This is a genomic window from Rhodococcus sp. IEGM 1305 (assembly GCF_030058635.1).
Lineage (GTDB): Bacteria > Actinomycetota > Actinomycetes > Mycobacteriales > Mycobacteriaceae > Rhodococcus_F > Rhodococcus_F opacus_D.
This window is the reverse complement of sequence record NZ_JASHKX010000001.1, coordinates 157569-184240: the sequence shown is the minus strand read 5'-3', so window position 1 is coordinate 184240 and position 26672 is coordinate 157569. Positions and strand designations below refer to the sequence as shown.

The window sequence follows — 26672 nt, the reverse complement described above, 5'->3', positions numbered from 1 at the left end:
CCTCCGTCCGGCCGGGCCCATCAGCTCGAGATCATGATGATCCTGAGTTCAAACGTCTCCTACAAACAGCAACATCAGCGGCGCGTCTCGCTGCGTCATGTTCGCCACTCCCTGCCGTCAGCGTGCGGAAGAACTGTCAGCAATCTATGTGGCAGTGCTTCAGTGACACTGACATTCCATCAGCGATTCCGTTCTGCCCGGCGGACCGGCAGGGCACGATCATTTTCCAGGACTCCAAGTCCAGCAGGAAGAGCACTCACCTACCCGCCGCTACCGGTCACGAGTCTGCCGCATGGCCAGACCCGCTAGCACTCGATAGGGACTCGGGAGGCGGGGTTGGGCGCGCGGCTACTCGCCAAAGGCGACCAACGAAGGCTTGGACCGATGACGAAGAAGCGGATCCGGGATGCGGGCCGAGGTGACACTCACGACGAGACCCGAGCCGACGTGGTGTGGATCCCCCCGCCAGACGAGCCTCAGCCGAGGTTATCGAGGAATTCGACCACATGGGTGGCGAAGACATCGTTGTCGTCACCCGCGATCATGTGGCCGGCGTCTGCCGACTCGACCTGGGCCTGAGGGATGAGCGCCTTCATCTCCTGCACGCCTGCTTCGCTGACGACGTCTGAGTGCTTCCCGCGGACCAGCAGGGTCGGGACGGTGATTGCTCCCGCCGCCTGTGCAAGGCGCTCGACGTGAGCAACGCTCATTCCTTCGTCGGACTGGGTGAGAAACTGAGGATCCCAGTGCCAGTACCAACGGTCGTTCGCATGCAGACGGACATTCTTCCTGAGCCCATCCAGTGATGCGGGTCGAGGACGATGCGGGTTGTAGCCATGGATCGCGTCGGAGACTTCTTGCAGGTCGGCGAAGCCATCAGGCGAGGCCTCCATGAAGTCACGAATGCGCGCCGCGCCTGACTCTTCCACTCGCGGCGTGATATCGACGAGAACGAGTGCCCGCGCGAATCCCGGAGCCTCACCTGCTGTCAGCATGGCCACGATGCCGCCCATTGATGCGCCCACCACGACCGGGTCTCCGCCTACGAGCGCACATGCGCGACTGAGGTCGCTCACCATCGCATCGAACCGGTAGTCTCCGGTCGGATCCCAGTCACTGTCGCCGTGACCACGAGCGTCGTATGCGAGGACTTTCCAGCCCGCCCGAGCGAACAGCGCGCTGCTGACCCTCCAGGAATGGCGAGTCTGTCCGCCGCCGTGAAGCATGACTATCGAGCCGCGAGGTGGCACCACATGGTCAGGAAGCCACAAGTCGCCGACTAACGCAATGCCGTCATTCACCTCGAACTTGACGATCTCGTGCGACACGCCGTTCCTCTCGTCGGCAAGGAGAAGCCTCCTCGCGCGTGTTGTCTGATCTAGGCGCATTCGATGACAGGTGCCATTCCGTGGCCGCCACCATGTCTGCGGGCGGTGAGGCCGTGCGGCATTCTTCGCCAGCAGATCTCGGGATGTGGGTACATACAGCGGCGATATTCTTGGCGGAACCGGCCTTCTGTCAATCGTGCTCCCAGCGCCCGTCACTTCTGCTCGTTCGCGGGCCGTCGTAGCCCCCGCCGGATTGTCGACTGACTTGACGAACCCGTTCATCGACCTGTCTTAATATAGATTAAGTCATGCTTTGGCGTACCGGGCGCCGGATCCGCGCCTATGAGCAGAACACATTGCCTTCTTGGGCTCTACCGTCCCATCAATCACTTCCCGCACGTCGAGCAGTCGAATCCTGCGGCGGACGTCGCTGTCCGGGGCGGGCTAGCGAAGTACAAGCGTTACCCGAACGGACTGTTCGGTCTAACTCAGCTCGAGTTCACGCCTATCAAACTCTCCGGCCGCAGTGCGTGGTATGTCGTTGACGAAGTCAACCCTCTGAGGTGCCTTCTCGTGCGCAACTCGGTCGCGGGCGTAGTCGATGATATCGGCAGCTAGGTCGGAACATTCGCGGACTTCCGGCTTGACCCTCACGACTGCTTTGAACTGCTGTCCCCGCTTCAGATCGTCGACGCTGATCACAACAACGTCGTAGATTGCCGGGTGCATCATCAAGACGTCTTCGACCTCCTCCGGGCAGCGGTCGACTCTGCTGAAGGTGGTCATGTTGCTGTGCGATCGGCCAGGAACAAATAGCCATCCGCATCAAGAAATCCGTGGTCACCCACTGCGGTCCAGGTGGGATGGTCGGGATGTCGAGCAGCAGCAGTTTTCTCCGGGTCCTTGTGATACTCGAACGGCTGGTCTTCACGTTCGAAATAGACGGTGCCAACCTCGCCGGCGGGTAGCTCTGTCCCCTCGTCGTCACAGATATGCAGTGTTCCGAGCACACTGCGACCTACCGAACAGGGTTTCGTGAGCCATTCGTCCGACGAGATGGTGGTAAATCCGTTTCCCTCGGTGGGCGAGTAGTACTCGTTCAAAATCATTCCTACCCAGTCGATCATGGACTTCTTGACGGAGGGAGGACATGGTGCTGCAGCGTGCACGACACTGCGCAGACTGGATAGGTCGTATTTCGCGCGAACGGCTTCGGGCAGCTGCAGCATACGCACGAACATAGTCGGCACCATCTGGGCGACGGTAACGAAATGCTGCTCGATGACCCGCAAAGCCTCCTCCGCGTCGAATTTCTCCATCACTACCACGGTGCCCCCATACGCGTGAACAGCACCGCACCAACGAAGAGGTGCAGCGTGATAGATCGGGGCCGGCGAGAGATACACATCTGAAAAGGTCAATTCATATGCAGAGCCGATGGCGCTCGTGGTGGGATCACCCGGCTGATCGACCTCGATCTGCAGCAGCGGCGATTTCATCCCCATTGGGCGGCCCGTAGTTCCAGAGGAGTAGAGCAGGTCGGAGCCGCGGGGACACTGGACAAGCGGCACACCTACGTTCGCACGCATGTCCTCGTAGGACCGATACCCCTCGATCTGACCGCCGAAACAGAAGCGGTCCGCGATCTGCAGGGTGAGCGGAACCAACGCTTCGGCAAGTGCCCGGACACCCGCCGAAACGACGAGAACCTTCGAATCACTGTCGTGAATGATGAAGGCAGCGTCGACGGGTGAGAGATTGCGATCGACCGGTGTCACGTACAGACCGGAGCGCAGGGCAGCCCAATATAATTCGAAGCACTCCGGCGCGTTGTCCGACACAAAAGCGAACGCGTCGCCCTTACGAAGCCCCAGGTCGTGGAGAACCCGCGCGAACCTCGCCGAGTTCTCGTTGAGTTCTCGATAGGTCAGAGTGCGTCCCGACTCGCTCATGACTACAGCTGGCCGGTCAGGCGATGTCACAGCATGCACACCGGGAAACATGTCGCTACCTCTCGAGTCGTTATCGACGGTGGGACGGTGGGTGACGATCAGCCAGAGAGGCTTCTGCGGCCGTCTCGCAACGCAGGGTTCCGTCGGAGATCATCTGGCGAACTTCGAGGGCGCGAACCTTGCCCGAAGCAGTGGTGGGCAGCGTGTCGGTGAAGTACCACCGCTGTGGCACCTTGTACTCCGCCAGATGCGTCGCACAGTGCCGTTCCAGATCCTCTCGAAGTGCGTGATGGTCGGTGGCCGCGTTGCACACCACCACTCCTGCGACGATCTCACCGAGCCGCTGATCAGGTATTCCGACAACGACCACCTGAGCGACAGCGGGGTGACCGCTCAAGCAGTCGGACACTTCGTTCGGAGAGATGTTCTCCCCTCCCCGGATGATCAACTCTTTGAGCCGGCCGGTGAGCGTGATCATCCCACGCTCATCCATCGATCCGAGGTCGCCGGTGTGGAGCCATCCGTCGAGGTCTACGGTGCGGGCAGTGGCCTCAGGGTCTCGAAAGTACCCCAGCATCTGCTGGTAACCACGCGCGCATATTTCTCCGGGGACGTCGACCTCTTGCGTATGCCCCGTGACCGGATCGGCGATGCGGCATTCGACCTGCGGAAGCGGGCGGCCGACTGTTGTGGTGATGCCCCTCGCGCTGTCGTCGCGTCGCGTCGCGGTCAATGGGGCCGATAGCTCCGTTTGACCATAGACGTTGAGCACCGTGCCACCGAACAATTCCCTAGCCTTCTCGATCATCGAGGAGGGTACGCTTGCGGCGCCGACCAGGATGGTGGGAATGGTTTGGGGTGCACTATGACCCGCCTCCGCCGTCTGCAGGAGACCATGCAACATCGCGGGTACCAAGAGAATCGTCGAGACCCTCTCACGTTCGACGGTCGCCAGTACCTCCGTCGGATTCCAGCGGTCCACGATGACGAGGGTGCCGCCGACCGCGAGCGCTCCGAGGGTCGAGGTTACGCATCCGGCGGTGTGAAACTGCGGAAAAGGCGAGAGGATGACCGAGCCGGGTTCGACGCCAGCGGTCAGCAGCGTGATGCGTGCAACGTTGACCATGGACCGGTGTGCGAGGAGAACGCCCTTTTGCTTCCCCGTGGTGCCCGAGGTGTATTGCAGCATGGCGGCAGTGTGGGGATCAACGGACGGCCACTCGAACGCGGGATCGAGCGATTCCGTTGCCCAACGGGCGACGGTATCCAGGGAGTGAGCTGCTCGCACAAGTGGGCAATCGGGCAATATCGCCTCGATGACGGCGCCTAAGTCACGGTCACGGTAGGACGTCGTGAAGAGAAGCATCGTCGCTTCGGAGTTTGCAAGTGTGTATCGCAGCTCGTCGATTCCCGCTTGCGGGTTGAGGGCAACCAGGACCCGGCCGGTCATCGCGGCCGCGTACTCGATGAGCGGCCATTCGACGACATTGGCCACGAGCAGCGCGACATGTTCCCCAGGACGGGTGTGTTCGAGGAGAGCAGCGGCGATCGCCCGCGCCTTTTCGAGGATCTGGTGATATGTCAGGCGCTGATTCTCTCCGCGATGATCGTTACCGATCAGAGCCAGACGGTCCCCGAACTGGCCTGCCTGTGCTGTCAGCAGGGTGGCCGAGGTGTGGTCGAGCAAATCGATGCTCTCGTCTCGAGTCCAGTGTGCCTGCCGAAGCGGCGTGCCGATCCCTGCGGACATTATGTCTTCCATTCTCCCAAAGGCACCCGCTGCCCGGTCGGTCGTGAGCGGATGGTGTGAGACTCGTCCGACCAGGTGCCGGTTATCGCGATTTTCAGCTGCTGACGAATTACGCTGGCGGATTCGTAATGTCGTTCCGGACGTCGGTTCGCGGCCATCCCACTCCCCGATGTCTGCCATCCGCCGTCGATGACGAGATTTTGACCGGTGACGTACGACGACTCGTCCGACGCGAGGTACACCGCTCCTGCGGCGATGTCGTCGCCTGTTCCGAAGCGCTTGACAAGCATGTGATCGAGGCGCCTGGTGTCCGAGGTTCGACCGCCTGATGACAGATTTGGAGCTCCGACCTTCCTACATCAGCCGTCCGCCGCCGACCTCGAGGACTGCACCCGTCATGAAGCTCGACAGATCCGAGGCCAGGAACAGTGCCGTACCCGCGACCTCATGCGGTTCCCCCGCGCGCTTCATCGGAATCGTCGATTCCAGGTTCGCGAACGCTTCGGCAGACATCGCTGCGGTCATGGGTGTGCGGATGAGTCCGGGCGCGATCGCATTGACACGAACAGCCCTGCTCGCGAGTTCCTTCGCGGATGCTTTCGTCATGCCCACGATGCCGGCCTTTGCCGCGCTGTAGTTGGTCTGGCCGAAGTTACCGCCCTTACCCGACAGGGAAGACATATTGATGATCGAGCCGCGCCCCTGCTCGCGCATGATCGCGCCGGCGGTCTTCACACCGAGCCAGGTGCCGGTCATGTGGACGTTGACGACCAGTTCGAAGTCGCTGAGCGACATTTTCGCCATCCGGTTGTCGCGGGTGATACCGGCATTGTTGACCCAGATGTCGAGTGATCCGAACTGTGACACAGCGCTGTCGGCTACCCGTGAAACCGCGTCTTCGTCGGTCACATTGCATGCAAGAGCCACCACATCCCCGCCACCAAGCGATTCCGCGGCGATCTCGGCCTTGGCCTGGTCGAGATCGGCGATGATGACCTTCGCGCCGTGCTTGGACAACGCCGCGGCGATCTCGTAACCGATTCCCTGAGCGGCTCCGGTGACGACGGCCACCTTTCCTGCTACCAAGCCCGGCTCTGTGACAAGCAATTCCGGAGCCAATGCAATTTCAGACATTCGTCAAACCCTCTTCTCATAGCATGCTCGGCCGATGATCAGCTTCTGCACTTCATGGTTGCTTCGTAGATGCGTTACATATGGGGATCGCGATGGAACCGCTCGGTCGGGGGGCGTTCCGCATCTGCCCGAGGGCCTTTACACCTCCGGTCCGCGATGCCGTGGTTTCGTCCCGAACAGAGACCGGAGGACTAAGTGGCCGAATTCCACTGCGAGCTGTACGTCTTCTCGCATTTTCAACCCATGCCCGCCGTACTCCTCGGGAAGGGCACACCCGAACAGAGGCACCGCAATGGATGTACTCGGCGATAGCGTCGGCCTCGTCGCGGCGAAGTCCTCTGCTTGCGTATGAATACGATTACTGCCGTGACTATCTGGACGAAGCCGTCTTGGTCGATGACTCGAGTTCTTATCTGTATCGAGTCGTGCTGGGAGGTATACGCTCAATGCCTTCGTAGGCGGGTTCGGGACGCCAGGGGAACCATTCCGGAAGGTCGGAGCCCGGGTTGAGGGTCCACACCGGGGTACGCTTGTCCAGGAACGCCTTGACTCCCTCTGCGGCGTCCGGGCCCGATCCGGTGTACGCGATCGCCGCGGACTCGATCTCATGCGCGACCATCGGGTGGTCGGCGCCCATCATCTGCCACAGCAGTTGGCGCGTCAGCGCGACGGATACCGGGGCGGCGCTTCGTGCGATTTCCTGCGCAATCTCGGTGGCGACGGCGAGGACTTCTTCGGCGGGATGGAGGCTGCGCACCAGCCCGGCTTCAAGAGCTTCCTTGGCCCGGAACACTCGCCCGGTCATCGCCCAGTCCAGGGCACGGTTCGGTCCGACGACGCGCGGGAGGAACCAGCTTGCCGCGCCGTCAGGAACGATGCCACGAGCTGTGAACGGGAACCCAATCTTCGCCGAGTCCGCGGCGACCCGGATGTCCATTGGAAGAGTCAGTGACGCACCGAATCCCACGGCCGGCCCGTTGATCGCAGCGATGACGGGCTTGAGGGAGCGGAAAATGCGCAGGGTTACTCGCCCACCGGTATCACGGGGCGGACCTGATTCGCCGTTTGTCCGGTTGAACGAGTCCCCCCCGGAGGAGAGGTCCGCCCCAGCGCAGAACGCGCGCCCGGATCCTGTCACCACGACGGCGCGCACCGAGTCGTCGGCGTCGGCAGCGTCGAAGGCGTCGATGAGTGCGTCGCACATGGCGGTGGTCACTGCGTTGAGGTTCTCGGGGCGATTGAGTGTCACGAATGCGACGTTGTCGGAGACCTCGTAGAGGATGTCGGGCACGGTCTGTGGTCCTTTTCCGGCTTGTTCAGTGGTTGAGGAGTTCGAGGATCGTGGCGTTGGCCATGCCGCCACCCTCGCACATCGTTTGGAGCCCGTATCGGATTCCGTTCGCCTTCATGTGGTGGACGAGCGTGGTCATCAAGCGGCCACCAGAGGCGCCGAGCGGATGGCCCAGGGCGATGGCGCCACCATTCGGGTTCAGACGGGTCGGGTCGGCACCGGTCTCGGCCAGCCAGGCCATCGATACGCTCGCGAACGCCTCGTTGACCTCGAATGCACCGATGTCGGCGATGCCCAGCCCGGCCTTACCGAGGACCTTCTCCGTCGCCGGAATCGGACCGGTCAGCATGAGCACTGGGTCGACACCGGCCAGCGCGAAGCTGTGCAGTCGTGCGAGCGGCTTCCATCCCAGCTGACGTGCACGTTCGCTGGTCGTGATGAGCAGTGCGGAAGCGCCGTCGGAGATCTGCGAGGAGTTCGCGGCCGTGATGACTCCGTCCTCGGAGAATGCCGGCTTGAGCTTGGCCAACGACTCGAGCGAGCCGCCGCGCCGCACACCCTCATCGGTGTCGACGACCGATGACGTTCCGTCCTCACCCGTCACCTCGATGGGAGCGATTTCGTTCTTGAAACGGCCTGCATCGATCGCCTCGGCGGTCTTGGCGTGCGACTCGAGTGCATGCTGGTCGAGATCGGTGCGGCTGAAACCCCAGCGGCGGGCGATGGTCTCCGCGCTCACTCCCTGGTTGAACTCGATTCCGTCGTAGCGAGCAAGAGCTTTGGGTCCGTACGGTTCCCCGAACCCTGCCCGCCGCGGTGAACCCATCGGCACGCGACTCATCAGCTCGACACCGCCGGCGACCGCGATGTCGTACTGACCCGACATGACACCCGCGGCGGCGAAGTGGACTGCCTGCTGCGACGAACCACACTGACGGTCGATGGTCACCGCGGGGATGTCCTCCGGCCAGCCGGCTCCGAGCACGGCGAAGCGGCCCAGGTTTCCACTCTGTTCACCTACCTGCGACACGCAGCCCCAGATCACGTCCTCGACCAGGGTGGGATCGAGGTCGTTGCGGGCCGCGAGTGCCTCGAGCACCATGGCGGACAGGTCAACCGGGTGGACGCTGGCCAAGGCGCCGTTGCGCTTCCCTACGGGGCTTCGTACTGCATCGACAATGACGGCGTCTCTCATTGGACTACCTTTCTCGGCTTCTGACTACGGTCGCGACGGCACCCTCTGGCCGTCGTGGGGGGTCGATCGATTTGTGGGTCTTCAGGATCCGGTCCACTTCGGCGTCCGCTTCTCCGCGAACGCCCGGGCACCTTCTTGTGCGTCGGAGGACGCGAAGACAGGACCGGTGATGTCTCGTTGGCGATCGAACTGCTCGGTGGTGGACCAGTCACGCGCCTGCGCGAACACTTGCTTGGTGGCGCGCACGGCGAGCGGACCGTTGGCCACGATCCGTCCGGCCAACTCGAATGCCCCGGCCAGCGCCTCGCCCGGTTCGGTTACCCGATTGATCAGTCCGAGTTCGAGAGCGCGGTCGGCGGTGAGGTGCTCACCGGTCAAGGCGTACTCGAGTGCGACTCGTTCGGGGATCAGCCTGGGCAACCGGAGCAGTCCCCCGGCGGCGGCAACCAGACCCCGTTTGGTTTCTGGCAGGCCGAAGACAGCGGCCGATGAGGCCACGACCAGATCGCAGGCAAGTGTGATTTCGAAGCCGCCTGCCAGGGCATAGCCCTCGACTGCGGCGATCAGGGGCTTCTGTGGTGGGTTCTCGACGAAACCTGCGAAGCCGCCCTGGGGTGTGGCCGGGCGGATTCCTTGTACGAACGCCTTGAGGTCCATTCCTGCGCTGAAAGTGCCGCCGGCTCCGGTAATGATGCCGACGACCAGATCGTCCCGCCGGTCCAGTTCCGCGAGCGCCGACTCGATTCGCTCTGCGACTTCCAGATCTACCGCGTTCCGTGCGCTGGGCCGATTGATGGCAATCACCAGTGCGCCATCTGTGACTTCGGTGAGCACGACTGGGGCATGCGTCTTTGGCTCAACTGCTGTCATCGCGATCCTCCTGTGGCAGTGCGATTCATAAGCCCAGCGACTTGCTGATGATCGTTTTCATGATTTCGCTGGTTCCGCCGTAGATTCGGGTCACCCGTGCATCGGCGTAGAGACGGGCGATGGGATATTCGAGCATGTATCCGTATCCGCCGAACAGTTGCAGGCACTTGTCGACCACTCTGCCCTGTAACTCTGTGCAGAAGAGTTTGACCTTGGCCGCGTCGACGGCGCTCAGTTCGCCTTGGTCGTGGTCGTCGAGCGCCCTGTCGACGAGCATCTGCCCCGCCTCTATCTCCGTCGCGCATTCGGCGAGAATGAATTTCGTGTTCTGCATGCTCGACAGCGGCCTACCGAAGACGTTGCGGTCCTTGACGTAGGTGGTGGTTTCGTTTAAGGCGGCGACTGCGGCAGCCTGTGATCCCACTGCGATCGACAGCCGTTCCTGGGCGAGATTGTGGCCGAGGTAGTCGAACGCACGACCTTCTTCGCCCAACAGGTTCGCAGCCGGCACCCGCACGTTGTCGAAGTACAGTTCGACGGTGTCCTGCGCCTTCATCCCCAGCTTGGACAGGGTGCGGACCACACCGAATCCGGGGCTCGAGGTTTCTACGACGAGGATGCTCAGGCCCGCGCGCCGGTTGTCCAGGTCGACCGGTGCCGTCCGTGCGACGACGAGCATCAAGTCTGCGTTGACGCCACCGGTGATGAAGGTTTTCGACCCGTTCAGCACGTAGGTGTCGCCATCGCGGGTGGCGGTACTGCTGATGCCTGCGAGGTCCGATCCGGTCCCCGGTTCGGTCATTGCGATTGCGGAGATCAGGTCGCCGCTGGCGGCGCCGGGAAGCCATCGTTGCTTTTGTTCCGCAGTGGCGTACTTCAGCAGGTACGGCAGCACGATGTCCATGTGAACTCGCAGCGACCCCAGGCCGAGCTTCGCGCGCAGGGTCTCCTCGGTGAGGACGGCGCTGTACTTGTAGGTCTGCTCGCCGCTTCCTCCGTATTCTTGCGGGATCTGGATTCCGAGAATGCCGAGCTCGCCGACCTCGTTGTAGAATTCGCGCGGCGGAGCGCCCTGCTCTTCCCACTTCTCGAAGTTGGGTACGACATTCTTTTCGAGGAACCCTCGTACCATCCGCCGGAATGCGTCGTGTTCGTCCGTGAAAACCTTGCGTTTCATCTCGACTTTCCTGATCAGTGAAGGGGTAGTCGTGGCCGTGGTGGTCCAGCCTCAGTTATCGCGGTGCCATGCGGTTGGCGCCGTCGAGCCGGAGGGTCTCACCGTTCAGGTAGCCGTTGTCGATGATCGAGCACGCCAGCTTGGCGTACTCGTCCGGTTCACCGAGTCGCGCCGGGTGGGGAACCCCACTTGTAAGGGACTGGCGCACGTCGTCACGCAATCCTGCAAGCATCGGGGTATCCATTAGGCCCGGCGCGATCGTGCACACTCTGATGTTCTTTGTAGCAAGGTCGCGCGCTGCGCAGATCGTCAGGCCTGCGACACCTGCCTTGGATGCGGCGTATCCGGCTTGTCCGATCTGCCCCTCGAAGGCAGCGATGGACGCGGTCCACACCATCACGCCACGCTCGCCGGCGATCAGCTCGTTTCCGGCCATGTTTGCGGCGGCAACACTTGACACGTTGAAAGTCCCGAGGAGGTTGGTGCGCACGATAGTGGCAAACAAGTCACCGTCACCCCGCGAGCCGTCCTTGTTCACAAGCCGGACCGAGCCTCCACGGCCGGCTGTGTGCACGAGCACTCGGAGCGGTGATCCGAGCGATGCCTCCGCAACGGCGTTCTCGACTTCGCCGATGTCAGTCACATCGGCAGGAACGAATCGTGCGCGTTCACCGAGCGATGCCGCGACTTCCTTTCCCTGCGAGGACGGAAGATCAGCGATGACAACCGACGCACCCAGGTCGATCAGTCGGCGAGCTGTTGCGAGCCCCAGTCCGGAGGCTCCGCCCGTCACCAGAGTGGACTTGCCGTTGATATCCATAACTCCCTCACCAAACATGTAGGTGCGACCTACTGGCGGCAGCAGTTCAGCCACCCCGTGCCGCGTCGCGGTCGGCGAGAGCGATCGTCGTGCACCGATCCGCTCACATAGATTTTATACTAGATTAAATCTAGCAGGGTCAAGGGGGATTGCCGTGCGGATCGCCAGGACCAACTAGTGCATGGACACAGAGCGGTGACACCCAAGCACTGTTACGCCGTCATTCGCACTACCCGGGCCAAACAACGGTCCGCAGGGCATTTCTACCCACGGTATGCGCACCCCAGACCCATGCTGGGACACTGCCCGGTCCGTTGGCTGCCAGGTGGACGCGGAAGTTTTATGCCGACACCAGTTTTCTAATGTAGATTCATACTATAATGTGGTAGTCACTGGTAGTTTGGTCTACTGCGAGAATTTCGGACATTGAAGGGGATTGATTCAGGCCGCGATCGTCGGCCGCTGGTAACTGCAGTGGACGTCGTCCGGGTACCGGTAGCCGAGCGCAGAATCCCGGCGCCGCGAGTTGTGAACCCTACGATGCACCTGACGATGTCCTGTCGCGCTCGCTGTTTCGTTGCATAGAACGTGCGGTAGACACATTCGTTGTTTAGCGCTGCGAAGAAACTTTCGGCCATACTGTTGTCCCAGCACACCCCCGGTACGCCCCATCGAGGATCGAATTCCCAATCCGGCCACGAGCCGCCGAAATGCGCCAGAGGTGTACTGGGCGGCCACGACCGGAGTGAAAGACCGCCCCCGGCTCGATCAGGGTCGTCGAGGCCGCGTTCGCCAGCTCGGCTGCGATCAAGTCAGTGCGCATGTGATCGGGCGATCGACCACCCGACCACCTTGCGGGAGAAACAGTCGATGACCGCCACAAAGTACTGCAACGACAGTTTGCGATGTCGACGTTTGTAGTGGCTGGCGCGCGCTCTGGCCTGGCTGGCGCGGCGCCAGTTCGACCAGTGCCAGACATGCACGAGGGCGTGTTCGACCGGACAGGCGACGCGGTTGAACAATCGCCGGATCTCGTTGATTGTCAGAGGTATTAGATCTCGGTTACCAGCCGGAGATCCCGTTTTTGAGCGCCGCGGCGCAGGATCGTCAGGAAGGCGGCCGCGGCCATCGACAAGGTGATGTGCAAGTACCAGGCCGGGTACCCGCGAACCTGGTAGTGGTCGAGCCCGGTCTCGTTCTTGGTGGTCTGAAAGCACTCCTCGATCGCCCAGCGACTACCGGCCACCCGGACCAGCTCGGCGGGTTCGGTCTCGGCGTGGCCTTAACATATGTAGTAGGCCATCTCGTCGGGGTCAGTGATCGACCGGCGGGCCAGCAGCCGGTGATCGCGACCCCGTTCGCCACATTCGGAGTCGCCCGAACCCAGCCGGCGCTTGTAGCCGTTGGGCGCGCTGGCTTCTGGGTCTCGACCACTCCGGCGCCTAGACGGCCGCCCAGTTCGAACTCATCGATGCCGGTGGTCATCGACCTGAACCATCCCGTCGGTGGTGAACACGCTCTCGACGCCCTGGCGCGGGGCCGCTGGGCAGGTCCGTTTCCGGTAGAAGCCACCGAACACGTCCTTGGGGATCTCCCCGATCGCCTGGCATTCGGGGACCGTCGCCTCGAACGCCATCGGCCAGAACACACCACGCTGACAGATATGTTTCCCGTCTCCGTAACCAATCCGGTTGATCGGCCGCAAGTCCCCAGCGGACGGCCCGGTGGGGGACTCCTCCGCGCGGGGTCAGCTCCATGGTTGGACTAGGTCAAGCACGAAGGCCATCACGCCGATGCTGATATAGAAGGCGGTCGGGCAGATTGCGAAGCCTATTGCGAACAACGTCCAGGGCTCGGCTGAGGACCGGCCGGGCAGGCGAGGGCTGTCCTCGGTCACGGCGACGGACGGGCGCGCCCCGGCACCAACCGGAGTGATGACCCGCTGGTCCGCATCGACGACCGCCGGAGGACCGTTCACCGCCATCGTCCCGCGCTCGTGCTGCATCCGCACGATCCCTCGGCCGGTCCACGCCATCAGCATCAGAATGATGTTGACCCACACCAGGTTGGTGTAAGGGACGCCGAGAACCGTCCACTCCTCCCGGTAGCCATAGCGGTAGATGTCCAACGCGTAAATCGTCAGACCCTCGACACTCACATCGAGCACCGCGAAGAAGACCGGCAGCACGACGTACTGCCAGCGACCCAGTTTTCGGTCGAGCCAGTCACGGTAACGCAGGATCAGCAGGGTGGTGATCCCGAAGAACGTCGCGTACGAGCACGGCGACCACAGCGGCTCGGGCCGGCCGGCGAGCGTGAAAAGGTTGATCGACCGAGCATCGTAGGTGAGATTGAGGAACCAGTGATCAGTGAAGATCCAGTCCCAGAAGAAAATCGATATACATCCAACGTAGAGGCCGGCGAGAAATCGGGTTCGACCAAACCGGAACACCAAGTATCCACCGAACACCGTGCCCAGGACTTGGGCGAACTCGTAGAGCCGAAGGACCACCAGCGGCGTCTCAGCCAACATGCGCCCGGACCCCGCTTACGTAATCAACCGGCTCGATCATGACCCCTCGACCACTCGAACGGACGAGCTCCGCCGTCTCGTCGGCGCCCGCACGATTGCCTCGATACGCCACGACGACGTCATGGCCATCCTCCGCCAGGTTACGAGCGATGGCCCGACCCAGACCACCGGACGCCCCGCCGACAACCGTCCAGCTCATCGATTCCACCATCTTCTCTTCTCACTCCAAACTCGAGGATCGTCCGGCACAGGAAACAGACCGCGCGTCATCACGACTTCACGGCGCAGCTACGGGCCAGCTGAACGGGGACCAACATTCCCGGAAGTATCTAATTCAGATAAAATATTAGGTGCATGCGACCGGGATCGTCAACAAAACCAGGGTGTCGCAGTCACGACCGTAGAAGGGAAGTAAGAATCGGGTTTGTGCCACACCCAGCGACGAACGATGCCAGCAGCGCTCCCTAATCGACTACCAAGCCCGAATGCACCGATTCGTTGATGTTGTCGTCGTGAATTCCGTTGTGTGGAACGGGTTGTGGGGACGTGGGTGATCGTCCGACCTGGTGTGTCGGGTTGTTTCACTGAGCCTTTCGCATCCAGGGTGGCATGTGTGATCGGTGTTAGGTGATGATCGGCTGATTTCCCTCCGGGCGGTGGAAGCGATGTGTGCGAGCATGGACAAGGTGGTGTGGATACCATGCACGGTAGGTACGCCCCTGTTACTGGACCAGGCCGGCCTCGTTTCTTGGCCTGCTGGAAGCACTCCTCGACCCGCCACCGCGATCCGGCGACGACTGCGAGTTCGGTGAGCGTGGTGCGCCGGGATCCGACGCCGATGTAGGCGATCTCGGTCGGATCGGAGAGGGACCGGCGGCGCTCCGGATCGGCACCCGAACCGAGGAGTATCCCGCGGGCGGGGTGCGCCGTCGCCGGCCGAGATCCGGCGCCACTGCCTCGGCGGGACCGCGGCGATCATATCGCCCGCCGGTCCGGGGTGAACACGTCGTCGTTGCGCCGGGTGGCCAGCACATAGGACACATCGCGTTCCTCGAGCCACACCCGCAGGGACTTCACCTGCCCGTACGCTTCGTCGGCGGTGAGTCAGGAGAACGGCACCTTCGCATCGAGAGCGGGTTCGATCATGTGCTGCGCCAGCACGGGTTTTGGTCGCGAACTCGACCCCATCCCCGATGCCGGCGGCGCGGCACCGGACCCGATCGGCGGTCCACGATTCGGGGCAGGTGCAGCTCCCGGTCGATGAGCGCGTGCCCGGGCCGCGCTCGCGTAGGCGAGGAACACCCCGATCTGGCTGTTCTCGATCCTCCGGCCGTGCCGGAGTACTGCCGGGCCACCCCGGCCGACGGGTGCCCTCTTCAAGACTCTGTCTCGTCGACGATCAATACGCCCATGTCAGCGTCGCCGATCGTCTCGACCACGACCTCACGCACGTCGTCGCGGAGCCCCTTCACAGTCCCAGGAGTAGAAGTTCAGCAGCCGCTGCATGCCCTCCGGGCCGCATCACCGGCCATCGAGCCACGTCGGATGCTTCTGATGCCAACTGCGGCACCTCCGGGGCCGGACGGCAAGACGCAGTTTGCGGCGCCACTTCGCGACTACCACGCCCCCAGGAATGGACCTCGACATCAGGAGCGATACCACCAGCGCCGCAGGGTTTCCGAATTCGCTACATTACCGGGAGATCTCGGCACCGGCTACCCCGTCGCCCGCCCGCAGCAATGCCCGCGCCTGGACTACCTGTCGGTGCGGCGGCGCGTGGATCCAGCAGTCCGCCCGAGCTCTGCCCGATATTCGCCACTGACCGTCCACGTCACGGCAACCATGAACGCAGCATGAAATCGCTTGCTACTTCACAGACGGACCATTGGCTCGAGCAATCGTTTCGATGGACAGGCCGAATCCTGCGGCGCGAAAACCCTCAGACACCCGGTTGTTATGATTCGGCGTCTGTCGCGCGGGAGATGCTGGCCACGACGCGCGCCTCGTAATCTTTCCGGGTCCCTTGATCGATCTGGGGACCTAGACGGTCGATCTTCGTAACCCGAAACAGCAACGAACGGAGTGTGTACGGCAACGCACCGTAGACGTGGGCGGCTATTCCGACTACACCAGGCGAGAAGATAGCGTGCCGCTTTCGCTTCAGGCCTTCGATGATTGCATCGGCGACTTCTTCTGGTGTAACGCCGCGCATCCCGCGCATCTCCTGTAGTCCCGCCGCCAGTTCCGTCTTGACGATGCCGGGGCCCACCGACGACAGATTGATACCACTGCCCGTCAGTTCGAGACGCACGCTATCGGTGAGACCAACGATCGCGTGCTTTGTGCCGACGTATGTGGCGACGCCGGGGGCGGGCAACCACCCACCGGTCGATGCCAGGTTGACAATATGGCCGGCGCCTCGCGGCTTCATGCGTCGTAGGGCTTCCTTCATCCCGATGAGGGTGCCGCGGTAGTTGACGTCGACCAAGCGGTCTGTCATCTCGTCGGTTTCGTCAATAAAGTAGCCCACCGGCATGATGCCGGCGTTGTTGACGAGGATGTCGAGCGGACCGAAGTGCTGTTCGGCGGCATCGAGAACCGAGCGGAACTGCTCGCGGTTGGAAACATCGAGTGACCGACTAATGGCGTTCTTGCCGATGGCGGTAGCGACGGCCTCGGCAGCCGCCCCGTCGAGGTCTGCGACGACGACTCGTACACCCTCGCGTGCGAGGGCCTCGCACGTCGCCCTTCCAATTCCTCGGCCTCCGCCGGTGACGACGGCGACTTTGCCGCTCAGTGCAACTTGGTTCATGGCTGTCTCCTAAAAGTTCTGCTCCGTTGTTGACTGCGGATCTGCGTTATGTGGCCCGCAACCCGCGCAACGATACACCTGACGTACCGTGTATCAGAGTATCGTTTTTGTCTGCCCCAGGCCAGGTCTGTGCAGAGCACGTGCCGTTTTGCGGTCAGCCGCGCGGCTCGGCGCGTGACGATGGCGTCCGTCCGGTTCACTATTTCCAGCGGCTTCGGTGACATGCCCATACCCGAATCAGCATCGCGCGCCTTCGTTGACGCGAAACTGCTGCTCGTGGCGACCTTCTTGTTCCCAAATGATGTAGCGGCAGATCCCGCGCTGGACTTCTCGCGATGAGAGGAATTGCCGGTGTCGAACGCGAGAATCGGCGCAGTGGATCTCGCGGGGCAGGATCCGACGTGGTTCCACTATCGGGGACCTGCCAACCCCATCGCCGGCCGGAAGAATCGGCAAGTTGGGTCAGGGCCCAGGCAGAAAATGTCCAGATCGTGTTCGCTCGAAATGAGCGACCTTCTCATGATCTCCGCGGTCGGCTACGCTGGACGATTTCTGGCTCCACCTCATAGAGCATCGAATCCATCAGCACCGGAGACGTTGTATCCCATTCTCGACGCACCACACCGCAGGCGTGGACACGGCCAAAAAACGGGCGCCTGCTTGCCGGTTGACCGTCGAGCTGGACACCGTGTAATGAATATGCAGCCGATCTGCCATGCAGTACTGGAACCGGATTACCGCGGAGGCACCGCCGGCGCCGGCGGCGACTCCACAGATGGCGGGGCAGTCGACGACGAAGAGGGCGGCGGATTGCCAGCACCGCCGAGCGACGCATCATCTCCCCCAATGTCCGAAATCTTCCAATTGTCGCGGCCGTCGACCGTCAACTGATAAGAGGCAGTCGAATCGATTCCGTCGGGCGCCTGACTGTTCGTTGTCAATACCTTTACGAAGGCAGTCACGGTATACGAACCGTTATTCTCGGAAACTACTTTTGCTGCCACCGGTTTCGCTGTAGCCACCCATTGCAGCGGCGTGATGATCTGCTCCATCGACGATGCTGCGTGTGTCAGCCGATCCGCCAATTCATCGCTTGTGCCACTGGTTAAGCGCGAACGCCAGGACGCGAGATCGCGAAAATCCATCTGCGCGGCGCCGGTCGAGTAGTCGAGAGCCACCTGCTCCGCATGCGAACGGGCGTCCGCATTGTCACGCATGCTGTTCAGGTCGTCCGTTTTCCCATGGAGTTGCCACCCGAGGATTCCGATCGATCCGATCATTGCAAGGAGTACGAGGGCGCCGATGAACGAGCGGACCCGGATGACTCGGTCACCATTTCGCAGGCGGCCTGCAACGGCCCCGGTCTTGTACTGGCGGACATCACCTTCGCCGCTCTGGACGACCGCCGACTCTTCATTAGCCTGCTGTTTAGTTGTTCTAGCTTCAGTTCTACTGATCATGTTCCCAATGCCTTTGAATATCGGTTTTCTTGATGGCGCTCCGAGTAGTAACTTGGTGGATGAAACTCAGCCTCCTCCCAACCCTTGGAGATGCAGCGTGAGCGCATCGCCCGCATCGGCCGCAGCGAGCGCATTCGTAAGCAGATCTGACACCGGGATTGTCCGAAGCGACGCTGCTGCAGCAGTCATGCTCGGAAGCAGATCGCCACCGATCACGTGCAGATCCATCGCGTTCTTGTCGAGAAACGCCTGCGATTCAGCGAGAAAGGGCTCCACTCCGTAGGTAATGCCATCCGGAAGCGATGCCAGGCCGACAACGTCGAAATAGCGGTTGATGACGTTCGCGAACCCTTGGCCGAACTCTACGATGTTGGGCGTTGCTCCATCGAGCGCGTATGGCACCGGCGCACTTTGTTGGAGTAGCGGTTGTATTACCTGCAACAGCTTGTTGAGATCACCCCTCCGAGTGATGATCTCGTTCGCCAGAAGTTCACCGACTCTATTCAAATTGTTGAGCACGCTGGCATCTTCGGGCAACGCGACATCAACACTGGCGAAGACCTCCCGTACCCGGTCGGGGTCGACCTGCTCCAACATCAAGGTGAGCCGCTTTGAGAAATCCTGGAGCGAAGTTGGCTGACTTACCCGCGAAGAATCCACGACCGAACGATTCTCGAGGAAGGGGCCTCCCGAAGAACTGCTCTGGATAGCCATGTACCCCTCGCCGAGCGCCGACATGTTGTCAACGCGAAAGGTGCTTTCGATCGGAATCTCGTAGCTCCGGTCATAGTTCCACTTGAGTTCAACACCGTCTGCAGACGCATTCAATGCGGTCACATGACCGATTTGCACTCCGCGTAGCAGCACTCTGGAACCGACGACCAAACCATTCGTGTCGGTCACCGTCATGCTGGCCTCGTTAACCTTCTGCAAAGGCGAGACGTTCAGCCCGAGATTCCCCAGGTAGGCAAACGACGCCACGGCCATCGCAAGCATCCCAACGACGGAGATGCGCGTCTTTGTGAAGATCATTTCACTGCTCCGAGCATACGCAGAACGTTCTCGACATCAACCAGAACTTGATCTCCGTTCGCTGCCTGGATCGACTTAATATCAACCTGAGGATCCTTTACGAATGGAACAAGTGTTGTGCGAATAAAATTGTCCAATTTCTCGCCCGAAGTCGGCCCCTCGTCCCACATGTAGCGAATAGACTGCCCCGCATCGGCAACAGAATTCAGCATCGGAACCAGCCACATTCCGCCCTCGAAGACACTGCCAACGTTGGGCAGTACGACGCTCAGATGACCGATGAATTTCTGATTCAAGCTCCGCCAGTAGTACGTGCCTGTGTGATTCTCGTCGCCTTCGAACATGATGGAGAGCGCATCAGACTGGCCATCCACCGCGACGGCTGTCGAATTCATGCCGTCCAGCATCCGATCAATCTCGCTGAGGTGGTCCGAAAGGTCGCGCAAATCGACTGCGACTGTCGATGCGATCGCCCTCACATCCTGGACCTGCGGCATCACGTTGTTGAGGCGTTTCATTGTGTCTTGAACCTTCTGGATGCTGCCGCCGTTAACGAAGTAGGCGAGCACCGCCATCGTATCCTCCAATTGCGGAGGCGATGTGGTCTGTGCGGCAGTAATCAGCATGCCCGGCTTCAAATACTCCACCTGCGCCGAATTCTGATTTGTTTCGAGTGCGATATACGTATCGCCGAGAAGCGTGTCTTGGCGGATAACCCCGTGTATGTCGGTGGGGATGCGGGCATCACCTGCCACGTTAACGGTCACCGCAACCACCGCCCCCTGCACATCCACGGCCGTGACCTGTCCGACTCTCAGCCCGTTGAGCGTTACATGCGCGCCGTCCGGAAGGTTGAGCGCACTCGCGAATTGAATCGTGATGGCGTAGCCGTCTCGGACACTGCCTTGCACCGATGGCAGGTCCTTCGGCCCCAGTGAACACGATGCGGTCAACGCGACCACGAAACACATCGAAATGGCGCCGAGACCGTGCTTCCATCGTTTGGCTTGGCTCATCGAACGCCCTCAACTAAGAGTCTGTCGAGATTTCCAGTCAGGACAACCGGTTCACCGGATCCATTGTCGACAGTCATCGGCTGATAGTTCATCGTCGGTCCACCCGGACGGCCGAACTGTTGCTGTAGCACGGTCGTCACCGAAGGGAGGGAATCAAGCAGACTTGCAAGATCTTTGGACCGGGTCGCGGCAAGGTGAATCGCGTCGCTGACAGGCCCATGCATCGTCGGCCACAGCAGATCACCGTAATGATCTTGAATGCTGTACAACACCGCGATTAGGTATCCGGTGCCATCGACCAGCTTCGTGACGCCTGGCCACAGGTCAATTCCCTCGGCAACCACATCCGGCAGTTCATTCAGGAGCGAGCTGACAGTCGACCAGTTGTGCAGTGCTTCCTCTGTCAAGGGCGCCATGTTGAGAACGCTCGAACCGATATCGGAGACCAGTTGGTCTGGACTCTCTGCGGCAGCCGATGCGTGCTCCAACATCGCGCGTGCGTTCTCACCCTGCCCCTGTAACTCCGTATCGAGACTTCCGATCGCGTGAGCCAGGCTCTTTTCACCCTCTGCCGGAGTCATTGCATCTACGAAGTCTGCTGCCGACCCGACAATTTCGGAGATGCTCTTCGGCGTGAAACTGCGATTCATTGGGATACACTCCCCTGGTTCGAGATGCGGGCCGGAATCGTAGTTGCCGACTAGTTCGAGGCTCCGGTCAGCCAGCAAGGATTTCGACCGTGTCACAACCTGCACGTCAGCACGATATTCGCGCCCTGGGTCTAGCGAGAAGCTCACGATCACGCGATCACCTGCAGGTTCGACGTTGTCAACTCTTCCCACGCGATAGCCCATCTGGGTCACCGGATTGCCTGGGTACAACCCGAGGGAGTCTGGCATTTCTGCGCAGAATGCCGACGTGCTGCCGTGCGAGTCACCGCGTACCACGTACAGGCTTCCAGCTACTACAAGCGCAATCGCTACAGCACCGGTCACGGCTGCGGCGAGCTTCCGATTGATGTGTGACATGTCAGCACGTCCCTCCTGGAACAGGAACACAGACCGTCGAGGCCAATATGGTTCCTCCGCTGATCTGGGCGATTCCCGCCGGCGTCAGCCACGCAGCCAGGCGATCGCGGAGCTGTTGGAGTTGATCGATGGCGGGACCCATGTCCTGCTGGAAGGCACCGATCGAATCGCGCAGTTGCTCGATCTTCGGGCGCATTTCAGGTTCGTGGGCAAGATAGAATTTTTCGAGCGGAATGACACGGTACAAGACCTCACCGAGGAGCGTATAGGCCTCGTTGAAGCCGGCGTGCGTATTGTGATAGGTGGACAGCACCACCTCGATTCGGCGGATCAAATCGAATACGAAGTCACGCCGTTGATTAAATTGCTGTAGATATTGTGCCGCCATATTCACAATGTCACGAATCTGCTCACGCTGGTGGTCCATCACCGTGCCGATGCTGTCCATTCCCGAGATGATCGTGGCGAGCGAACCCGGATTTCGTTGCAGGGCATCTGCTGTCTGATCGATGTTTGCGTCGATCGTGCCGCCATTCACGCTGTCGGTGACGATCGGCGCCGCCTGAAGCACATCAGCGATAGAGTACGGGACGTTCACGCGGTCGACTGGTATAACGGCCGAACCAAGGTCGTTGTTGCCCAACGGAAGCACCGAGACTGCATACCCGCCGACCGGAGTCAACATTCGCACGTCAATTCGGGAGTCGGAGCCGATAAAGACCTCTCTTTTGATCTCGGCGGTCACCCGGACGAACGAATCCCCGATGGACAGGGCAGTGACCTTGCCGACGCTGATGCCGGCAACACGGACGTCGTCACCGACTTCAATTGCTGCAGCGTCTGTCGTTTCGAACGAAATTTGTTTGCGGCCTGGCGGTTGTACGTACACCATCACTGTGATCGTCAACGCGATGGCCATCACGACCACGACCGCGATGCCGAGCGTCAGCTCACTGCGGTACCCCTGGGTGATCCGCCTCAATCCCCTGACCACAACGGTCATCGTGCGTTGCATACAACTACCTCGCTGCCATTGAGAAGCACCTGGACTGTCGTCGGCAATGTGGCGACTCCGTTGGTGCAAGATACGTTGGCCGAGGTCGCCGACACCTGCGGTAACTGCAGGCCCGCGATCGACGCGGGGAGCAAGCGCAGCGCATCGGCCGCAGCCGGTAGAGATTCGAACGCGTTTGTCAGCATCTGGTCAACATCCATCTCATGTGTCAGACCGAGTTGCTCGATCAATCGGAATAGCGGCCGCATGAACTGAGGCCCAAACACGGCTGTCTTCTGGAACTTGTCGAGGACTGTCATCGCATCTTCAATCGAATAGTTGAGCGAATCCAGGAAATCCATCACCTGCGGCGAACGGCTGCCCATTGTGTCGGCGATCCGCGCCATGTTCGCGGTCAGCGTCGAGAGGACTTGTTGACGGTCGCGTGCCATCGCGGCGAGTTTGTCCGCGCTTTCGAGCATCGGAGCGAGCCCCCCGCCGTCACCCTGCAAGAGCGCAATCGCATTCTCAGTGAAGTCGTTGATCTCGGCGGTGCTCATCGTGGTCAAAACGGGTTGCAAGCCGTTGAACAGCTGCGTGATGTCGAAGGACGGCTTGGTATTGGCTGTGGTTAGATGACCGACCGGCGTTCCTGGATTCTCAGGCACCGTCAGCTCGACGTACCTGGCACCGGTGAGATTCTGATACTTGACCGCGAGCTCCGTTGTGTTCGTGAGTTCGTACGGTTCTTTCAGTGTGAATGCTACCTGGGCGAGGGTGTGACCGTCCTGACTTGTGAGCTCAACCGAAGTCACCTTGCCGATCTGCACGCCTCTGGTTCTAACGTCACCATTCTCGTGAAGTCCAGATACGTCGGTGAATTGCGCTGTGTAAGAACGTGTATCACCCTCGACAGGGCTCTTCATCGCGTTGACCACAATGACGAACAACAGTGCAGCGACTACCGCCACCACACCCAATTTGAGTGCCGTAAGCCCAAGTTTCATATGCGGCTTCATCGAGGTATCTCTCCCTGCTGCGCCGCCGTCGCCCCCGCCATCGCACTGAGTGGCGCTGCCAAGGACGGAAGGTCGTCGAGCGCGACGCGAAGGTTGAGGACCTTTTTGTCGCCGTTCGTCGTAAAAACGTTGTTGTACCGATCGATCAGGCTCGCGAGTTTGCCCAGCGCCGTGCCATTGTCGAGAAGGTTCGGCAGTGCGGTGGCGAACGCCCGTGCGATCTCCGTTAGCGGTGTCAACTCTGTCGCGTGTGAAGCCAGCAGAATGCCGGCCGAACCAAACAGCTTTTTCGCGGCCAGGTCAAGTCCTTCGGCACCCCGGTCCATCATGGGATCATTGACACCAAACGAGCCATCGGGTCTCTTGTTGAACTTGGTGTCGAAGAGGATGTAGAACGCCTGGATGGTCTGGTCGCTGAAGGCCGGCATCACGTCCAGGACGTCGTTTACCCGAGACAGCAACGCGCTCGGTATCTCCTGTTGCGTTTTCGCCACTTCGTCAGCCAGGACAATGCCGGTCTGGATCAGCGGCGTCACTCCGTCGCTGTACCGGATGACCTTGTTCAACGTAGTGATCATGCTCGTTGTAAGGGTTCCATCGATAGTGTGTGACCCCTGTTCGAGCAGTGTCGACATCGTGTAGTCACCGACCGTTGTGCGTTGGAGTTCCGCCCCGGAGACCAGGTTGTTACCCCCCTCCTTGGCCACCAGATTGACGGCCGCGACCCCAAAATAGTTGAGCGGACGGAAGTCCAAGTCCATCGAGTCTGTCAACCCCTCGACCTCGTCAGGCTTCAGAGACAACTGGATGCGTACCATGTCTTGATCCGTCTTCTCGACGGACGTCACCTCACCAACTTCGGCACCTCGCAAAATCACCCTAGTGCCTTCGGCCACGCCAGGCCCGACCTGAAGAGTTTCGACCGTGAGGCGCAATCCGTCGGGTTTTGTCAGAAGCGGACGAATCCAGATAGCCGTTACAAGCACGATCGCCACCAGCACGATGGTGAGACCGGCAGCAGTGTTGACCATTCGGATTTGGTGCTCGTCGGACCCACGGATGAAGTCCTGATTTCTCGGTTTGCTCATTATCTTATCCTTTGAAGGTCAACACCGGGCTCAGACCCCAGAGCGCCACCGTCATGCAGAAGTTCAGTACCACGATCAATACGAGGCTGGCCCGAATCGCCCTGCCTGATGCCAATCCGACCCCGGCCGGCCCGCCGCTGGCAAAGTATCCGTAGTAGCAATGGATGATTGTAACGACGACGCAGAACGTAATTGTCTTGAAAACCGATGCTCCCAGATCAGGCCAATTTAGGAATTGCGCGAAGTAGTGGTCGTACGTTCCGTGTGGTTGTCCTTCGAAAGTCTTCACGATTACACCGCCGACGAAGAAGCTCACCACCAGCGCCATCAGGTATCCGGGCAAGACCACCAACAGACCGCCAATGAGTCGAGTGCCCACGACGAATGGAATTGATTGCAGGCCCATAGCTTCCGTGGCGTCGATCTCCTCCGAAATTCTCATGGCGCCAATTTCTGCTGTCATGCGGCAGCCGGCCTGTGCGGCAAACCCGATTCCGGTGATAATCGGCGCGATAACACGAATATTGCCGAACGATCCGATGATGCCGGTGAGGGGACCGAAACCGAGCAGGTCGAGCGCTAGGAACGCCTCGATGGCGACCACAGCTCCGACCGCGACACCGAGAAAGAACATAAGGCTGATTACGCCGCCGTCGACGACCAATGAACCACTGCCCCACGCCATGTCGTTCATGGTCTTCCAGGTGGCCTGACGGTAATGTTTGACGGTTCGGGGAAGCGAGATGACGACTTTCCACACGAACACCGCCAGCTGGCCGATCTCACCGACCATGCCTGATAAGCCGCGCCCCACCACCCTGAAGGGCCGAAACATGACCGGTGGAACCGGACTGTATTTTGAGGAAGCATTCATTTCATCAGGCCAATCGGGTCGGATAGAACATCAGCTGCAGCTGGCTGACCAACAGATTTGTGATAAAGATGCTGAAGACACTAAGCACCACTGACGCGTTGACGGCGTTCGCAACCCCCTTGGGCCCGCCTTTCGCCTCGAGTCCTCGCAGACTCGCTATGGAGACGACGATTGCGGCGAACAGAAACGCTTTCAACACCGAGAACGCTAGATCGGTGGGAGAAGTAAATGCTCCGAACGACTGCCAGAAGCTGCCCGGTACGACGTCGGCGACATTCACAGAGATGATGAGGCCGGCAGCGACACCCGTCGAGATGATGATGATGCAAAGGATGGGAGAGATTAGGAGCATCGCCAAAAATCGCGGCATCACCAGACGTTCTACCGGGTCCACGCCCATCACACGCATCGCGTCGATTTCCTCGCGGATGGACCGTGCACCCAAGTCGGATGAGATTGCCGAGGCAGCCGCGCCACTCATGAGCAGACCCGCCGCCATCGGTGCACCCTGGCCGACGACACCAAGTCCGCTTGCCGCGCCCGCGAGTGAACTGGCACCGACCTGATTCATGATGCCACCGACCTGGACCGACACCTCGGCGCCGATCGGGATAGCCATCAGCAACGCGGGCAGCGCCGTCACCTTGAACAGCAGCCACATCTGATCCGCGATCTCATGCACGGGCAGACGCAGCTTGATCGTGTCAACAACCGTGTACCGCAGTACTTCGGCAACCAGATGTACCAGCCTGCCCAACGTCTCCAGGCTCCGGACTGGCGCCCTTTTGTTTAGGTACCCGGCCGCCCGCTGCGTCCGGGCAGGCCGAGCGTTCGCGCCTCTGTGACCGCCCTTGAATGTCCCGTTTGCCGAACCTCGCTGATCATGCTCCAGCGGAACCTCGGTGGTTGCCAGCGTCCCCATCGATCCTCTCCTCGCGTGTAAGCGCACGACAATTCCGTCGCCTTCGAATCGGCGAATCTGGCTCTTGTTTCGCGCCTATGGTTCGACCAATCATCGGCACTTCCGGAAGAGCCGGCGGAGGCTGTTGCCGCCTCCGGCAGGCTCAAAGATTTCGTTCGCCGAGTCAGGTCTGAGTGTCGAGCGTCACTTTCGGTGGTTACTGTGATACACGTAACGTTCTGCGTATCATGGTAGTCAGAGGTGCCCACTTCTAGCAAGCGAAACCGAGTAATAGATCGCATTTCGTACTCGTCGTCTCCGGCAACGCTGCAAATCGTTAGGGGAGAGAGGATTTGCGAACTGTGACCGAACAGCGTCCCCACGCTCCTACGTGCAGT

General features: G+C 60.8%; 22 protein-coding genes and 4 pseudogenes. All 26 read right to left on the bottom strand.

Annotation, left to right across the window (positions count from 1 at the left end; genetic code table 11):
* Positions 1–476: 476 nt before the first annotated feature.
* Positions 477–1328, bottom strand: coding sequence for an alpha/beta fold hydrolase (locus QM693_RS00890; RefSeq protein WP_241031839.1), 852 nt, complete (start codon positions 1326–1328; stop codon positions 477–479).
* A gap of 483 nt (positions 1329–1811) precedes the next feature.
* Positions 1812–3331 (bottom strand): annotated as a pseudogene (locus QM693_RS00885) (AMP-binding protein).
* Between the two features lie 19 nt (positions 3332–3350).
* Complete coding sequence (locus QM693_RS00880) at positions 3351–5030, bottom strand: class I adenylate-forming enzyme family protein (protein ID WP_206016901.1); 1680 nt, start codon at positions 5028–5030, stop codon at positions 3351–3353.
* Positions 5030–5320 (bottom strand): SDR family oxidoreductase, encoded by a 291-nt coding sequence (locus QM693_RS37710; protein WP_206016900.1) that lies wholly within the window; start codon positions 5318–5320, stop codon positions 5030–5032. The genes QM693_RS00880 and QM693_RS37710 overlap by 1 nt, the downstream gene beginning before the upstream one ends.
* Positions 5321–5384: 64 nt before the next feature.
* Entirely contained in the window at positions 5385–6164 is a 780-nt protein-coding gene (fabG, locus tag QM693_RS00870) for a 3-oxoacyl-ACP reductase FabG (RefSeq protein WP_141471500.1), read from the bottom strand.
* Positions 6165–6573: 409 nt separating this feature from the next.
* Positions 6574–7455: an enoyl-CoA hydratase-related protein gene (locus tag QM693_RS00865; RefSeq protein WP_283351053.1), complete on the bottom strand. Its 882-nt coding sequence runs from the start codon at positions 7453–7455 to the stop codon at positions 6574–6576.
* A gap of 25 nt (positions 7456–7480) precedes the next feature.
* On the bottom strand, positions 7481–8650 hold the full coding sequence (locus tag QM693_RS00860) for a thiolase family protein (RefSeq protein WP_283351052.1): 1170 nt from the start codon (positions 8648–8650) through the stop codon (positions 7481–7483).
* Between the two features lie 81 nt (positions 8651–8731).
* A complete protein-coding gene (locus QM693_RS00855; protein WP_283351051.1) occupies positions 8732–9520 on the bottom strand; it encodes a crotonase/enoyl-CoA hydratase family protein in 789 nt (262 codons plus the stop codon).
* A gap of 25 nt (positions 9521–9545) precedes the next feature.
* Positions 9546–10697: an acyl-CoA dehydrogenase family protein gene (locus tag QM693_RS00850; RefSeq protein WP_105417938.1), complete on the bottom strand. Its 1152-nt coding sequence runs from the start codon at positions 10695–10697 to the stop codon at positions 9546–9548.
* 55 nt (positions 10698–10752) lie between these two features.
* Positions 10753–11517, bottom strand: coding sequence for an SDR family NAD(P)-dependent oxidoreductase (locus tag QM693_RS00845; protein WP_164065114.1), 765 nt, complete (start codon positions 11515–11517; stop codon positions 10753–10755).
* Between the two features lie 441 nt (positions 11518–11958).
* Positions 11959–12404: pseudogene (locus tag QM693_RS00840) on the bottom strand (DDE-type integrase/transposase/recombinase); the annotation flags it as partial.
* A 164-nt stretch (positions 12405–12568) separates the two neighbouring features.
* Positions 12569–12877 (bottom strand): annotated as a pseudogene (locus QM693_RS00835) (IS701 family transposase); the annotation flags it as partial.
* Positions 12878–12982: 105 nt separating this feature from the next.
* The gene (locus QM693_RS00830) at positions 12983–13153 is read right to left on the bottom strand and encodes a hypothetical protein (protein WP_206016897.1); all 171 of its coding nucleotides are present in this window, start codon (positions 13151–13153) and stop codon (positions 12983–12985) included.
* A 111-nt stretch (positions 13154–13264) separates the two neighbouring features.
* Positions 13265–14050, bottom strand: coding sequence for a hypothetical protein (locus QM693_RS00825; protein ID WP_206016896.1), 786 nt, complete (start codon positions 14048–14050; stop codon positions 13265–13267).
* Entirely contained in the window at positions 14040–14249 is a 210-nt protein-coding gene (locus QM693_RS00820) for an SDR family NAD(P)-dependent oxidoreductase (protein WP_241031838.1), read from the bottom strand. Before QM693_RS00820 ends, QM693_RS00825 begins: the two co-directional genes overlap by 11 nt.
* A 526-nt stretch (positions 14250–14775) precedes the next feature.
* Positions 14776–15565: pseudogene (locus QM693_RS00815) on the bottom strand (IS701 family transposase); the annotation flags it as partial.
* Between the two features lie 439 nt (positions 15566–16004).
* Entirely contained in the window at positions 16005–16862 is an 858-nt protein-coding gene (locus tag QM693_RS00810) for an SDR family NAD(P)-dependent oxidoreductase (RefSeq protein WP_206016894.1), read from the bottom strand.
* Between the two features lie 734 nt (positions 16863–17596).
* Positions 17597–18322 carry a hypothetical protein gene (locus QM693_RS00805; RefSeq protein WP_206016893.1) on the bottom strand — a complete coding sequence of 242 codons (726 nt, stop codon included), beginning with the start codon at positions 18320–18322 and terminating at the stop codon, positions 17597–17599.
* A 66-nt stretch (positions 18323–18388) separates the two neighbouring features.
* Entirely contained in the window at positions 18389–19354 is a 966-nt protein-coding gene (locus tag QM693_RS00800; protein ID WP_241031837.1) for an MlaD family protein, read from the bottom strand.
* On the bottom strand, positions 19351–20370 hold the full coding sequence (locus QM693_RS00795) for an MlaD family protein (RefSeq protein WP_206016892.1): 1020 nt from the start codon (positions 20368–20370) through the stop codon (positions 19351–19353). The genes QM693_RS00800 and QM693_RS00795 overlap by 4 nt, the downstream gene beginning before the upstream one ends.
* Positions 20367–21398, bottom strand: a complete 1032-nt coding sequence (locus tag QM693_RS00790; RefSeq protein WP_206016891.1) for an MlaD family protein — start codon at positions 21396–21398, stop codon at positions 20367–20369. Before QM693_RS00790 ends, QM693_RS00795 begins: the two co-directional genes overlap by 4 nt.
* 1 nt (position 21399) lies before the next feature.
* Entirely contained in the window at positions 21400–22401 is a 1002-nt protein-coding gene (locus QM693_RS00785; RefSeq protein WP_283351050.1) for an MlaD family protein, read from the bottom strand.
* Positions 22398–23411 (bottom strand): MlaD family protein, encoded by a 1014-nt coding sequence (locus QM693_RS00780; RefSeq protein WP_206016889.1) that lies wholly within the window; start codon positions 23409–23411, stop codon positions 22398–22400. Before QM693_RS00780 ends, QM693_RS00785 begins: the two co-directional genes overlap by 4 nt.
* Positions 23408–24499 carry an MlaD family protein gene (locus QM693_RS00775; protein WP_283351049.1) on the bottom strand — a complete coding sequence of 364 codons (1092 nt, stop codon included), beginning with the start codon at positions 24497–24499 and terminating at the stop codon, positions 23408–23410. The genes QM693_RS00780 and QM693_RS00775 overlap by 4 nt, the downstream gene beginning before the upstream one ends.
* Positions 24500–24503: 4 nt before the next feature.
* A complete protein-coding gene (locus QM693_RS00770; RefSeq protein WP_283351463.1) occupies positions 24504–25334 on the bottom strand; it encodes an MlaE family ABC transporter permease in 831 nt (276 codons plus the stop codon).
* A gap of 43 nt (positions 25335–25377) precedes the next feature.
* Complete coding sequence (locus QM693_RS00765; protein WP_283351048.1) at positions 25378–26295, bottom strand: MlaE family ABC transporter permease; 918 nt, start codon at positions 26293–26295, stop codon at positions 25378–25380.
* Positions 26296–26672: the final 377 nt, after the last annotated feature.